The sequence below is a fragment of the Stenotrophomonas maltophilia group sp. LNF247 genome, from assembly GCF_054083135.1.
In genome coordinates this window covers 105807-119760 of record NZ_JBSRQL010000002.1, presented here as the reverse complement: position 1 = coordinate 119760, position 13954 = coordinate 105807, and the positions used below count along the sequence as shown (strand labels likewise).

Annotated in this window: 9 protein-coding genes; all 9 read left to right on the top strand. The window is 64.5% G+C overall.

Annotation, left to right across the window (positions count from 1 at the left end; all coding sequences use genetic code 11):
- Nucleotides 1–64: 64 nt before the first annotated feature.
- The 9 genes from ACTXG9_RS02650 to ACTXG9_RS02610 all read left to right on the top strand — a co-directional run bounded on the left by ACTXG9_RS02650 (nt 65) and on the right by ACTXG9_RS02610 (nt 13886).
- Complete coding sequence (locus tag ACTXG9_RS02650) at nt 65–307, top strand: type B 50S ribosomal protein L31 (RefSeq protein ID WP_005410871.1); 243 nt, start codon at nt 65–67, stop codon at nt 305–307.
- 296 nt (nt 308–603) lie between these two features.
- The gene (locus tag ACTXG9_RS02645; protein ID WP_049453347.1) at nt 604–1881 is read left to right on the top strand and encodes a citrate synthase; all 1278 of its coding nucleotides are present in this window, start codon (nt 604–606) and stop codon (nt 1879–1881) included.
- A 292-nt stretch (nt 1882–2173) separates the two neighbouring features.
- The gene (locus ACTXG9_RS02640) at nt 2174–3241 is read left to right on the top strand and encodes a hypothetical protein (protein WP_456115437.1); all 1068 of its coding nucleotides are present in this window, start codon (nt 2174–2176) and stop codon (nt 3239–3241) included.
- 350 nt (nt 3242–3591) lie between these two features.
- Entirely contained in the window at nt 3592–3954 is a 363-nt protein-coding gene (locus tag ACTXG9_RS02635; protein ID WP_021203707.1) for a NirD/YgiW/YdeI family stress tolerance protein, read from the top strand.
- A 398-nt stretch (nt 3955–4352) separates the two neighbouring features.
- A complete protein-coding gene (locus tag ACTXG9_RS02630) occupies nt 4353–4862 on the top strand; it encodes a CS1 type fimbrial major subunit (RefSeq protein WP_021203706.1) in 510 nt (169 codons plus the stop codon).
- Between the two features lie 50 nt (nt 4863–4912).
- A complete protein-coding gene (locus ACTXG9_RS02625; RefSeq protein ID WP_346484191.1) occupies nt 4913–7639 on the top strand; it encodes a TcfC E-set like domain-containing protein in 2727 nt (908 codons plus the stop codon).
- A complete protein-coding gene (locus tag ACTXG9_RS02620) occupies nt 7636–8775 on the top strand; it encodes a CfaE/CblD family pilus tip adhesin (protein WP_188250295.1) in 1140 nt (379 codons plus the stop codon). Before ACTXG9_RS02625 ends, ACTXG9_RS02620 begins: the two co-directional genes overlap by 4 nt.
- 16 nt (nt 8776–8791) lie before the next feature.
- Nucleotides 8792–9499: a pilus assembly protein gene (locus tag ACTXG9_RS02615; protein WP_111205127.1), complete on the top strand. Its 708-nt coding sequence runs from the start codon at nt 8792–8794 to the stop codon at nt 9497–9499.
- 67 nt (nt 9500–9566) lie between these two features.
- A complete protein-coding gene (locus tag ACTXG9_RS02610) occupies nt 9567–13886 on the top strand; it encodes an ESPR-type extended signal peptide-containing protein (protein ID WP_329866027.1) in 4320 nt (1439 codons plus the stop codon).
- The last annotated feature ends 68 nt before the right edge of the window (nt 13887–13954 follow it).

The following is a 13954-nucleotide window of genomic DNA, read 5'->3' as shown; positions in this document are numbered from 1 at the left end:
CCCGGGCGGCAACCGGTGCTTATAATGCCGCTCTTGACCACCAGCCCATTTACGGTGTGAGCCCATGAAGGCCGATATCCATCCGAACTACCGCGACGTCGTCTTCCATGACGTCACCTCCGATTTCAAGATCCTGACCCGCTCCACCATGGCGACGAAGGAAACCATCCAGTGGGAAGACGGCAACGAATACCCGCTGGTCAAGGTTGAAATTTCCTCGGCTTCGCACCCGTTCTACACGGGCAAGCACAAGGTCATCGACACCTCGGGCCGTATCGACAAGTTCCAGAAGCGCTACGCGCGCTGATCTGTCGATCCAGCTTCGAACCAACGGCCGCGCTCTGCGCGGCCGTTTGTTTTTCCCCAACGCCAACCCAACGGGCGTTTGGATGGACGGAACACTGCGTTCGTGTGACAACGCTTTTGCCGATCCGGGCCGCTCAACGGCCGGCGTCTGGCTGCCTGTCGTATACGACTTCTGTCTAGCGCCGGGCAAATGCTGCTGTGCGATAATGACCTGATCCCCGGCACAGGCCGAGGACGTCATTCACGTGCCTGACCAATGCGCTTGGGCAGGCGCCTTCCCATGAAGGAGCGCACACAGTGTCCGATCTTGATCAGGTCACGCTCAACGCCGGCGACAAGTCGGTCGTTCTGCCCGTCATCAAACCCACCCTTGGCAACGACTGCGTCGACATCGCGAAGCTGACCAAGGAAACGGGGTATTTCACCTACGATTCCGGCTTCACCGCGACGGCCAGCTGCAAGTCCGCCATCACCTACATCGACGGCGACAAGGGCGTGCTGCTGTACCGCGGCTACCCGATCGAACAGCTGTCGGAAAAGTCGAGCTACGTCGAAGTGGCCTACCTGCTGATCAACGGCGAGCGCCCGAGCGCCGAGCAGCTGAAGGCCTTCACCGATGAGCTGACCGCCGAAGCCAACGTCGATGAGTCGATCAACACCCTGATCGGCAGCTTCGCCAAGGATGCCCACCCGATGGCCATCCTGGCCGCTGCGATCGCGCAGCTGTCGGCCATCTATCACGACTCGCTGGACCTGTCCGACGCCGAACAGCGCCGCCAGGCCGCCGTGCGCCTGATCGCCAAGGTGCCGACCCTGTCGGCGCTGATCTACCGCCACGGCAAGGGCCTGCCGGCCAACAAGCCGGACACCTCGCTGGACTACGTCAGCCGTTTCCTGAAGCAGACCTTCGAGTCGGCTGACGGCCAGTACGATCTGAACCCGGACGTGGTCAAGGCGCTGGACCTGCTGTTCATCCTGCACGCCGACCACGAGCAGAACGCCTCGACCTCGACCGTGCGCCTGGTCGGTTCGACCGGTGCCAACCCGTACGCGTCGGTCGCTGCGGGCGTCACCGCGCTGTGGGGTCCGGCCCACGGCGGTGCCAACGAAGCCGTGCTGAAGATGCTGGAAGAAATCGGCACTGCCGACAACGTCGAGTCTGCCGTGGTCAAGGCCAAGGACAAGACCTCCGGCTTCCGCCTGATGGGCTTCGGCCACCGCGTCTACAAGAACTTCGACCCGCGCGCCAAGGTCATCGGCGAGATGACCAGCAAGGTGCTCAAGCAGCTGGGCGTGCAGGATCCGCTGCTGGACGTGGCCGTGAAGCTGGAGCAGGCCGCGCTGCAGGACGAGTACTTCGTCGCCCGCAAGCTGTACCCGAACGTCGATTTCTACAGCGGCATCATCTACAAGGCGCTGCAGATCCCGACCGAGATGTTCACCGTCATGTTCGCCCTGGGCCGTACCTCCGGCTGGGTGTCGCATTGGCTGGAACAGCAGGTCGACCCGGAAATGAAGATCGGCCGTCCGCGCCAGGTCTACACCGGCAGCGACGTGCGCGACTACCAGGGCTGATCGCCCGCGTAGGTTGTGCCGAGAACGCCCCGCATCCGCGGGGCGTTTTTTTTTGCGCGGACCTGGTAGGTGCGGACCGTTGGTCCGCACGATTTCGGCGCCCGCGAAAAATCATCCACGCATGGCGTGGATCTACCACCGCATCCGCCTTCGGTAGGTGCCAACCTTGGTTGGCACGCGCTTCACCGCGCCAAGACCGCGTGATTCAAGGGTCTCACCAGCTTCACAAGCGCTCGCGCAGCCTCAGGACGCCAGCTGCATCCACAGCACCTGAAATGGAGCGTCCATCCCGATGAGCACCCGATTCGACCCACCCGAGCGCGACCCGCTTGGTCCCGACGTCGCCACTGTCGTCACCGCCCCGATCGTTACCCCTCCCAGCGAAAGCGCCGTGTCCTGGGGCGCGATCTTCGCCGGTGCCGCCGCTGCCGCTGCGCTCTCCCTCATCCTGCTGATCCTGGGCGTTGGCCTCGGCCTCTCCTCGGTGTCGCCGTGGTCATTCGAAGGCGTCAGCAAGGAAACCTTCGGCTGGTCCAGCATCGCCTGGCTCACCTTCACCGCACTGGCCGCCTCGGGCCTGGGTGGCTACCTCGCCGGCCGCCTGCGCACCAAGTGGACGCAGATCCATGGCGATGAAACCTATTTCCGCGACACCGCACACGGCTTCGTATCGTGGGCGGTGGCCACGCTGCTGACTGCGGGCCTGCTCACCTCCGCCATCGGTGGCGTGCTGGGCGCCGGTGCAAAGGTGGCGGGCGCCACCGCAGGCGCTGCCGCATCCACGGCCGGTGTTGCCGCTGCGGGCGCCGCCAGCACTGCCGCCGCGGCTCCGGAAGGCGACCTCAACTACTGGGTCGATTCGCTGTTCCGCAGCACCACCAGCGCAGGGCCGTCTGCTCCTGCAGCGCCGCCGCCGGGTGCACCGATGGATCCGAATGCCCCCCCGCCGCCGCCGGCCGCAAGCGTCGGCCCACGCGACGCGCGCATGGGCCCGCCGCCGCGCCCGATGCCGGGCAACGGCCCGATGGGCGACCGCCGCGAAGTCCGCGCCGAAGTGAACCGCATCATCGTCAACAGCCTGCAGGGCGATGGCCTGGATCCGGCCGACACCCAGTACCTGTCGCAGCTGATCGCGCGCGAAACCGGCATGAGCCAGGCCGAAGCGCAGGCCCGTGTAATCGATGTGCAGACGCGCATGCGTGCAGCGCTGGAGAAGGCGAAGAGCACCGCCAAGCAGGCGGCCGACGATGCCCGCAAGGCAGCAGCGTATGCCGCGCTGTGGCTGTTCATCACCTTGCTGATCGGCGCGTTCTTCGCCAGCCTCAGCGCCACCTGGGGCGGCCGCCGCCGCGACCTGTAACCCGCCTACCGTGCAAGGAGACCTGCCATGAAAATGATTCTGCTCTGGCTGTTGGGCGTGCCGATTCCGCTGCTGATCCTGTACGCGATCTTCTTCTGATCGCGCGCCAACGCGATGTCTCATCAGGCCGCCGAAAGGCGGCCTGATATCTGTAGAGTCGAGCCATGCTCGACTCCCGCGCGCAGCGCGGACAGCAGCCGCGCCCGGGCGCGGTTCCACAGGGACTTGCTTCAGGATCTGAATGCATTCTGACAATGGATGTCGCGTTCACATCTTTTCGGATCTATTGCATGGGCATCACATGGAGGGCGATAGAACCTGAGGGTACTCATCCCTCCACGGAGAACACCATGAACCGACTGCTTGCCATCGCCCTCATCGCCACGCCGCTTGCCCTGCTGAGCCCGCAGGCCTTTGCGCAGTACACCGGACCAGGCGCGGGAACGGCTGCCAGCACCGTCGCCGACGCACGCGCGCAGCGCGATGACCATCCGGTGGTGCTGCGTGGCACCCTCATCTCCAAGATCGGGGACGAACGCTACCAGTTCCGTGATGCCAGCGGCCAGATCGAAGTCGAGATCGATGACGAAGACCTGCCGCCGCAGGCCATTGGCGCCGACACCGTGGTCGAGCTGCGTGGCAAGGTCGACACGCATCGATTCAAGCCGACCGACATCGATGTCGATCACGTCACCGTGGTGCCCGCAGGTTGAAGCGAACGGCAGCCGCGCATGGGCCCGGCGCCACAGTAGATCCACGCCATGCGTGGATGACGTCAAAACGACCGGAAAAGCTGTCTGTAGAGTCGAGCCATGCTCGACTCGCACGTATGGTGCGAACAGCGGTCGAGCACGGCTCGACTCTACAAATGCGAAGCAATGAGGTTTATTGCATTCAAGCAGTGAGGGGAATTGCATAGCCCTCAAACATTGAACACCTTCAAGAATTCTCCTTAACGTTCCACGTTTTAGGAATGCTTGAATAGTCTGCATGGCAATGGATTCCTAACATTCTCTCCGTCGCCCGCAACCACCTCTGCGGGCGGCGCCTCCCTCCCTTTCTCCTTAGGGGAGGGGGGCTTTCATATTCCCCCTGTCCGAGAGAGACACCCATGCACGCCATTATCAAGAAGGCCGCGCTCGCTGCAGCGCTGGCCACTGCTTCGCTGTCCGCGCACGCCGTGGAAACCAAGATCTCCGTCTACGCCGACGTCGACCCGACCCTGGCGCTGCTGCGCGATGACGGCACGCCGCTGCCGGACATGGTCACCCTCACCCACGACCCGCTGCGCGGCCTGATTCCGAACACGCAGCGCGTGCGCATCCACTCCAACGATGAAACCGCGGATATCGAAGCCCGCATCGATGGCAGCTTCTTCCTGGCCAACGAGACCGGCGCCGTGACCGTGCCGATGACCATCAGCCTGAACAACCGCGCGCTGGGTGCAGCCGCCATCGAGTACAAGGCAACTGACCTGTTCAACGGTGCGGGCTCGACCCCGGGCGCCTCGATCTCGATGCCGCTGACCATCGCACAGACCACGCCGGCGCCGATCCTCACCAAGGGCGCGTACAGCGGCCTGGTCAACGTCGTGCTGAACCAGAAGGCGGCTACGCCGTAATCCCCCGCGCCGGCCCGCATCCCGGGCCGGCCGCTTGCAGCGGTGCCCCCATGACCCTACACGCCCCCGCCGTCACCCGGCTGGCGGTCGCGCTCGCCCTGGCGTTGTCCACTCCGCTGGCGGCCGCGCGCGGCGTCCCGCCCGGTTTTGAAGATCTGGTCGAAGGCCAGACCGAACAACTCGACATCCAGCTGTTCGGCCGCTCGGCCGGGCTGTCGCCGGTGCGCGTGACCCTGGAGCACGTGCAGCTGGAAGATCCCGCGCGCGTGCTGCAGGCACTGGACCTGACTGCCGAGGCGCAGGCCGCCCTGCTGCCTGCGCTGTCGCAGCCGCTGCCGCGCAACAGCCATCTGGCATGCCGCTTCGGTGGTGCCAGCGCCGGCTGCGGCTACATCGGTCCGCCGGAAGCTCCCGACGAGGTGCGCGCGCTGTATGACGAAGGCGAGGGCGCGGTGCGCTTGTTCGTGGCGCGCCGGTGGATTCCCGGCAAGCCTGCCGCCGAGCGTTTCCACACGGTCACCGCCAATGCCGAGAACGCGTTCCTGCATCAGCAGACGCTCAACCTCAGTGGTGGCCGTGACTACCAGTCGCTGTCGGCACGCGGCGTCGGCACGCTGGGCCTGTTCGAACGCGGCCACCTGTCGGCCGAGTGGTACTACAACCAGCAGCGCTATCGCAGCCACAGCGACGACGATTTCCAGTTCGACAATGTCTATTACCGCCACGACCTGGGGCCGGCGCACTACCTGCAGGCCGGGCGCATGGACCGCCGCAACCTGTCCAGCCCGCAGGGCGGCACCTTCAGCTTCAGCATGCTGCCGCTGGACCGCTTCCAGGGCGCACGCCTGGGTACCACCCAGGCCTATGTGGACACCGACGCGGCGGTGCAGGCCAGCCCGCTGACCGTGCTGCTGGCGCGCGATGCGCGGGTGGACGTGTTCGATGGCGAGCGCCTGCTGCAGACCTTCTACCTGCAGGCCGGCATCAACCAGGTCGACACCCGCAATTTCCCGTTCGGCAACTACCTGGTCCGCATGCGCATCTACGAGGACGGTGTGCTGGTGCGCACCGAGGAGGCGCCCTTCGACAAGGGCGGCGACTGGACCAACAGCCAGTGGCAATGGTTCGTGCAGGGCGGCCACCGCAATGAGCGCCGCAGCGATGCGTTCGATGGCGAGCGCATCGCGATGGCCGGCGTGCGCGTGCCGCTGGGCCGCGACGCGGCCATGACCGCCGGTGCCGCCACGTTCGGCGGGCACCGCTACGGCGAGCTGCGCCTGGACCTGCGCCGGGTGATGGCCACGCAGGAAGTACGCGCCACCTTCAGCGGCATGCGCGGCAGCGACGGCAGCAACGGGCAGCAGCACCAGCTGTCGTACCGGCGCACGGCGTCGTGGAATCTCTACCAGCAGCGCATGCGTGGCAAGGCCTGCCAGTTCGAGGCCGAGGCGCGCGACCAGCTGGGCTGCACCAACGCGCTCAGTGGTTCGATGTCGCTGCCGCTGGCGGGCGGCAATGTTTACGTGGGCTACACCCGGCGCCAGACCTGGCGCACCGGCTGGCACCGGCCAGAGTTCGAGCAGGATCCGTTGTTCGGGCTTGAGCCGCTGTTGCCGCCGGGGCCGTTGGAACCGCGCCGCGAGCCGCTGCTCAGCCGCACCTGGCAGGCCAGCTTCAGCCGCAGCCATCGCTGGCAGGATTTCAGCGTCTCCACGCGCGTGGGCGTGTGGCGGCAGCACAGCACCGACAGCGTGCGTGGCAGCACCGAGCGCGACCGTGGCATCTACGTCAACCTCAGCCTGAGCCGCCGGCACCGCAGCGCTGCCGGTGATGGGCAGCGGCGCTATGCCGTGGATGTGCGCCAGCCGCAGCATCAGCGCCCGGCGATCGACTACAGCGTCGGCCAGAGCCTGCGCCAGGAACTGGATACACAGTACCGCGAGCTGTCCGGCGAGCTGCGCGCCAACAACAACGAGCGCTACAGCGCTTCACTGGGTGGCCAGCTGCAGAATGGCATCGGCCACACCAGCGCCAGCGTGGCGCGCTACCAGCAGCGTGGCCGCAGCGAGACCGGCTACAGCGGCGCGCACAGCTCCGGCTTCGCGCTTGGCCGTCGCGGTTTCTACTGGAGCGGTGCCAACGGCGCCGACGCCGGCCTTGCCGTGCAGGTGGCCGATACCGATGACGCCGACCTGCGCGGCGTGGCCGCCGAACTGCAGGTGGGCGGGCTGCGCAGGCAACGCCTGCAGATCGGCGAACGCCGGCTGCTGCCGCTGCCGGCCTATCAATCGCAACGTGCCGAAGTGCAGGACGCCAGCACGCTGGACAGCATCGCCGCCATCCGCGTGACCGGCGTGGGCGGTGCACGACCGATGTTCCTCACGCCCGGCAAGCTGATGCGCATGCCGGTGCCGATCGAAGTGACCTACACCTTCATCGGCCATGCCCGCGACCTGGCCGGTGCGCCGCTGGGCGGCGCCCGCATTCTCAACGCGCCGGTGCCCGGCACCAGCGCCAACGGCGGCTTCGTCGCCGATTTCCCGCGTCGCGAAACGACGCTGTACCTGCTGCAGGACGACCGCCTGCTGCACTGCCCGCTGCAGGTGCGCGAGCGCCGCCAGGTGGTGCTGCTGGTCGGTGCCGTGCACTGCGAGCCGCTGGCCGTGGCCCAGCTGCCGGCCGAAATCCGCCAGCAGGCCCGCGTGACCCGCCTGCTGCAGGAACGCGCGTTGATTGCCGCCACGCCCCGGACCGCTGCTGCAGGAGGTACGCCATGAGCCGGCGTTGGATGTTCGTGTTGATGCTGGTGTGTGCGCTGGTGCTGGTGATGCCGCGGGCGTGGGCGCAACGGCCTCCGGATACAGATCCACCTACTGGCGTCATTACCCAGGACATTGTCATGAGCTGGGATCGCTCAGCGATGCCCGGAGATATTGAGATATGGGCGCCAAAGACTTTGATCGCGTACGACATAGATCTGAGTAAGCAGTACGGCGAGCTATTTCTGACGTGTGAATCGTCCACTGATCCCGCATCTGGAATGTGCCGTACCGAAGACACGGAGGCAGAAAGTGGTGGTGTAACGAGTGTGATACCGGTGCGTGCGATAGAAGAGCGTACGGGAACCCCGGGAGCGATCAATTTCGCTGCCTCAATCTATAGAGCGGATTCCACCCAAGTTTGCTCGCTCGACTACTGGCGAGATACCAGATATGCGATCTGGTCGTCGCATTCCAGACCTTGTGGCATCGACTACGCGGTCGGCACGGGTCTGGCTGTCTCAATTGCTGGGGATAGCGTTGCGCGCCTGGTGGCTGGCAGTTGGAAAGGGAGTCTCGTACTTAATCTAAGAATGCCACCAGGTAGGCATCTGGCGAAGTACGTCTTCAACTTCGATTTCACCGTCACCGACTACGAAGCGATTTCGATCTACTTCCCGACCTTCGACACCATCGCGCCGCTGGTCAATCTCGACCTGCGCTACGACCCCATCCAGAAGGTCGTGGGTGGCAGGAAACAACTGGACATGTGCCTGTACGACGGCCTGGGTTCGCAGAGCGAGTACCTCGACGTCACGGTTCGCGACAGCGGTCCACGCCCACCTGCGGGATCGGACTTCTCGCTCTGGCACCGCGATGGCGGCAGCGATGCCAGCCAGCGCCTGGACTACCGCGTCCACCTGGACTACGGCGGCCACCGCCTGGCGATGAAGCACAACGTCAAGCAGCAGCTGCGCGGCATCGACAGCGCACAGCTGCGGCTGGTGATGCTGCCGGGCATCAGCCAGCCGGTGTACTGCGTGCCGACGCCGCTGACCCTGGAAACACCGCCCACCCCGATCGCCAGCCAGCGCCCCGGCCTGTACGAGGGCGAGCTGACCGTGGTGCTCGATGTCCCCACTGCCAAACCCTGATCCCGAGGAGCCTGCCATGAAGAAGCTGCTGTTCTGCCTGCTGCCGGTGAGCGCCCTGCTTGCACTGCCGGCACACGCCAACCTTTCCATTCACCCGATGCGCGCAGCGGTGGATGCCAAGCGCGGCACCCAGATCCGCGTGTACTCGCAGTCGACCATTCCGCAGTACGTGCAGACCCGCCTGCGGCGCATCGTCAATCCCGCCACGCCTGCCGAAGAAGAACAGGAGATGGAGGCCTCGGATGCGGCGATTGCCATCACCCCCGGCAAGTTCGCACTTTCCGGCGGCGGCAATCGCCTGATCAGGGTGATTCCGCTGCAGCAGGTCCAGAAGGAAACTGCCTACCGCCTCTATTTCGAAGGCGTGCGCGGGCCGGATGACGCTCCCCTCGAAGACGGCGAAGGCGCACAGGCAAACATCGGCGTCAGCCTGGTCTGGGGGGCTTTGGTCAATGTCACCCCCGACGACGGTGTGGTGGACCTGCGCCTCCAGGACAACACGCTGCACAACACCGGCACGCTGCGCGTGGGAATCATCGGTGCTGAGCAGTGCACGGCCGCGGGTGCCTGCACGCCACACCCCGTGTCGCACAGCCTCTACCCAGATGCCGCACTGACCTTGCCGTTCCAGCTTCAGCCGGGCAACTCGCTGCAGCTGCGCTACCGGCTCACCCGCGATGGCTATCGCGAACACGTGCGGACGATCGCGCCGACAACGACCTGAGCCCGCACTTTGCCCGCCCCGTGCCCGGCACGGGGCTCACTTTCCTTGTCCTGTTAAGGAGAAACACATGAATCGAATCTATCGTCGTATCTGGAATCACGCCAAAGGCTGCTGGGAGGTTGCCAGTGAATTTGCGATGAGGCGTGGAAAGGCCTCGCACTCAGGCATTATCGCGGAATCGAGGTGCATCCTTGCCTTACTGGTGCTCGGCTTTGCGTCAAGCAACGCTGGAGCAACGCAGTACTACCTCGGATGCAATGAGCATGAGGGGTGGGCAGCAAAGTGTACCCCGCTGTTTGGCAGCTATGACGAAAAGATGTTCACGGCAGGCGCTGGTGGTGCCGCATACAACGCTCTCGCCTTGGGAGCAGGCTCACGGGTGTATGGAGACAACTCCTTCGCGTTTGGCCACGGAACCCGGATTGAAAAGCAGAACAGCGCTGCGTTTGGCTTCAAGGCGCGGACCAGTGGCGTCGATAGTGTTGCCTTTGGGTACAACGCCAGTGCCAATGGCGGCCACGCACTGGCAATGGGTGCGAACGCATACACCGGAGCACTTGGGGCTACGGCCGTGGGCAACGATGCTGCGGCCACCCGGCAGAATGCGGTGGCCGTTGGCAGCGGCTCCAGCGCGGAAAAGGAGAATGCGGTGGCGCTGGGTGCCAACGCATTGTCCAACGGTGTGGATGGAGTGGCGCTGGGAAGCAGGGCACAGGTTGAGACCGGTGCTGGCACGGGTGGCGTCGCCATCGGTGGCGGTGCCCGTGCGGGAAGCCTGGGCTACACCGGTGCCATCGCCATCGGCGGTGAGAGCCGTGCTCTTACGGACGGCGTTGCGCTGGGCTATGCGGCGTCTGCCTCCGCACAGGGCGCCGTAGCCCTGGGTGTTCGCTCGGTGGCCACGGAAGCCAATACGGTGTCGGTAGGCAGCGCCTCGGTGCGCCGTCGCATCGTGAACGTGGCCGATGGTCGTGTCACCGCGTCCAGCACTGATGCGGTCACCGGCAAGCAGCTGCATGCCATGAACGAGCGGGTTGACGGCATGATCAAGCAGGATTCCGCAGGCGGCATCGTACGCATCGCCAACAGCAACACCGGCACGGAAGTCAGCATGCGCAATGCGGTGCTGGCGACGCGCAAGGTGAGTGGCGTGTCTGACGGCGCGCTGACGACGACCAGCACCGACGCTGTGAATGGACGCCAGCTCAACACGACCAATGGCAATGTCACCAAGGCGCAGACCGCTGCGGATGCGGCCAAGGCTGATGCCAGCAAGGCCCTGGCCCAGGTCACCACGGTGACCGGCCTGATCGGCCAGGCTTCGTCCACCAGCAGTGTCCGCTTGGGCGAGAAGAACAGCGGTACCTCGCTGGATGTCCGCAACAGTGCCAATGCCAACCGCAAGGTGACCGGTGTGGCTGATGCCACGCTGAGTACCTCCAGCACGGAAGCGGTGACCGGCAGGCAGTTGAACACGACCAATGAGAATGTTGCCAAGGCACAGACTGCTGCGGGAGAGGCCAAAGCTGATGCGAGCAACGCGCTGACTCAGGTGGTGACGCTGGGCGGCCTGGTGGGGCAGGTGTCGGCAACCGGCAATGTCCGCCTGGGTGAAAAGAACAGCGGAACGGTGTTGGATGTGCGCAATAGCGCCAATGCGAATCGAAAGCTGACTGGTGTGGCCGATGGTCTGGTCAATGCCAGCAGTTATGAAGCCGTCAACGGCAGGCAGCTCAATGCCACTAATGACAAGGTGGCGGCGGTGGAGAGTATTGCCAGGGCTGCGGGCACAGAAGCGGCGGCGGCAAAGACGGATGCAGCCAAGGCGTTGGTCGAAACCGCGGCGCTTGGCGGGCTGGTGGCACAAGTGTCTACGACTGGCAATGTGCGTCTGGGCGAAAGGAACAGCGGAACGACGTTGGATGTTCGCAATAGCGCCAATGCCAACCGGAAGATCAGTGGTGTGGCGGATGGATTGCTGGAGATTGGCAGCAGCGATGTGGTGAATGGTGGTCAACTATATATCGTAGAGCAGTCTGCGCAGGCGGCAAAGACTGTTGCGGACGAAGCTATGAAGGGAATCGAAGGTCTTGTTGAGAGCTCTCGATACTTTGCGAGTGGCAAAGGTGGACCTCAGGGAGCAGCTCGAGCAGGACTGATTGGTGTCGCTATTGGTGATTCCGCCGAGGCCTCAGTTTCAAGTGAGGGGGCAGTTGCCGTCGGTAGTTTCTCCGCAGCTCTCGGTAAGAACTCCGTTGCTTTGGGGAGGGCTGCGCGGGTAAATGAGGCTGCGGACAATGGATTTGCTCTGGGTGTTCTCGCTTCAGTTGAAGAAGTGGGTGGGGTATCACTCGGGTCGAACAGTATTGTCAAGAAGGGGGCGACCAGTGCATTGGCTCTGGGAGATTCCTCGGTCGCTGATGAGGCTTACACGGCATCTTTTGGTAGTGCCGAAGCCCAACGTCGTCTTACCAATGTCGCTCGTGGCACCGCCGACCACAACGCTTCCACTGTCTCTCAGCTCAAAGATTCCCTCGCTACCCTCGGCGGCGGAGCAGGCATGGACGCCAGCGGAAATATCATCGCCCCAACGTACTCGGTGCAGGGCGGAACGCAGAGCACGGTCGAAGACGCACTGATGGCGCTTGATGGCGCCGTCATCACTGCAGGTCGTCGCGCGGGCAAGGTGGAAGATCAGCTTAGCTCGATTTTCCAGGACTCGCCGTCGGCCCGTGCCGATGGCATGAATCAGATCGCGCTCAGTGGCGAGAACGGCATGGTGCTGACCAACTTGGCTGATGGACGAGTGGCGCCAGGAAGTCGTGATGCTGTAACCGGTAGCCAGCTGTACGCCGCAGAGCAGAAGATCTCGCAGAATCGGAATGATCTGGAGGCGATGCGAAAGGAGCGAGAGGTCGGCGAACAGGCAATGCGTGGATTGGATGCTAGCGGCCCAATCGACTTCGGCGGTGCGCTTTTGACTGGCGTGGCCGAGGCGAAGTTGTCGGCTGATAGCTCGGATGTTGTACGCGGTAGCCAGCTCTATGAGACCAATAGCCGTGTGTCGGCCATGGAAGGCATCAGCCAGTATGTCAGCGTGGGCACAGCGCCTGGATATGGTCCTGCTCAGGCTGGTCCGGTTGGTCTTGCAATTGGGAACTTCGCCAAGACCGGCACTAACGGCGGCACAGCAATTGGAACGTTCGCGCATGCAATGGGAATCAACTCAGTCGCCATTGGACGCGGATCAACTGTCTTTGAAGGATCAGATTACAGCTTTGCCATCGGAACTGGAGCGGAGGTTGGAAGGCGCGATGAGCGGGGTGCGTTTGCAGCCATCGCCTTGGGTGTCAATTCAAGGGTTGAGCCGGGAGCTGATGGCTCTTTGGCGCTCGGAAGCGACTCACAGGCGATCGAGGCGAGAGTTGCATCGTTTGGTAACGCTGGAATGAAGCGCCGCCTCGTAAACATCGCCAACGGCACCGCCAATCACAATGCCGCCACCGTCGGCCAGCTGCGCGGTGCGCTGTCCGCGCTCGGCGGTGAAGTCGATGCCAACGGCAACATCGTCGGCCCCAGCTTCACCGTGCAGGGCCAGTCCCAGTCCACGCTCAATGGTGCGCTTGAGGCGCTCGACGGTGCAGTAGTCAGCAACCGCTCGAGGGTGAACCAGGTCGAGTCGCAGCTGCGCAGCGTGTTCCAGGACACGCCCTCCGTCCGCGCCGACGGTCTCAACCAGCTCACCCTGGCCGGAACCCACGGCATGGTCATTTCCAACGTGGCCAATGGCCTGATCGCCGCCGGCAGCCGCGATGCGGTCAATGGTGGTCAGCTGCATTCGATGCAGCAGCAGCTCAACGGCCGCATGGACGGGCTGGAGCAGCGCATCGATGCGCCGCAGCCGCAGGCAATGGCGGTGGCTTCAGTGCCCGAACCGGAAGCGCCGGTGCCGCAGGCCGAAGGCGGCCAGCAGGTGGCGTCGGCAGGCGAGGGTGAGAAGCCCACGCCGCAGCCGAAGACGAAGAAGGAGGACACCCCGAAGCCGCAGGTCGATACCGCTGAACTGGAGAAGATGCTGGCCCGCGCCAACGAGTATACCGATGGCGCGATCAGCAACTTCGAGCGTCGCCTGGACAAGATGGACAAGCGCTTCAACCGCATGGCGGCGATGAGCAGCGCGCAGACCGCGATGGCGATGAACACCGCCGGCCTGGCCACCTACAACCGCCTGGGTGCGGGCGTGGGATACAGCGAGGGTGAGTCGGCGATGGCGGTGGGCTACCAGCGTGTGCTCAACGAGAAGGGCTCGGCCACCTTCAGCCTCAATGGCGCGTTCACCAACAGCGGTGAACGCAGCATGGGCGTCGGCGTCGGCATCGGCTGGTAAGCCATGCGGCCCCGGCGTGGTGCGCGTAATGAACCCCGTCGCGCCGGGGTCCTTGCCGAGGAGAAGGC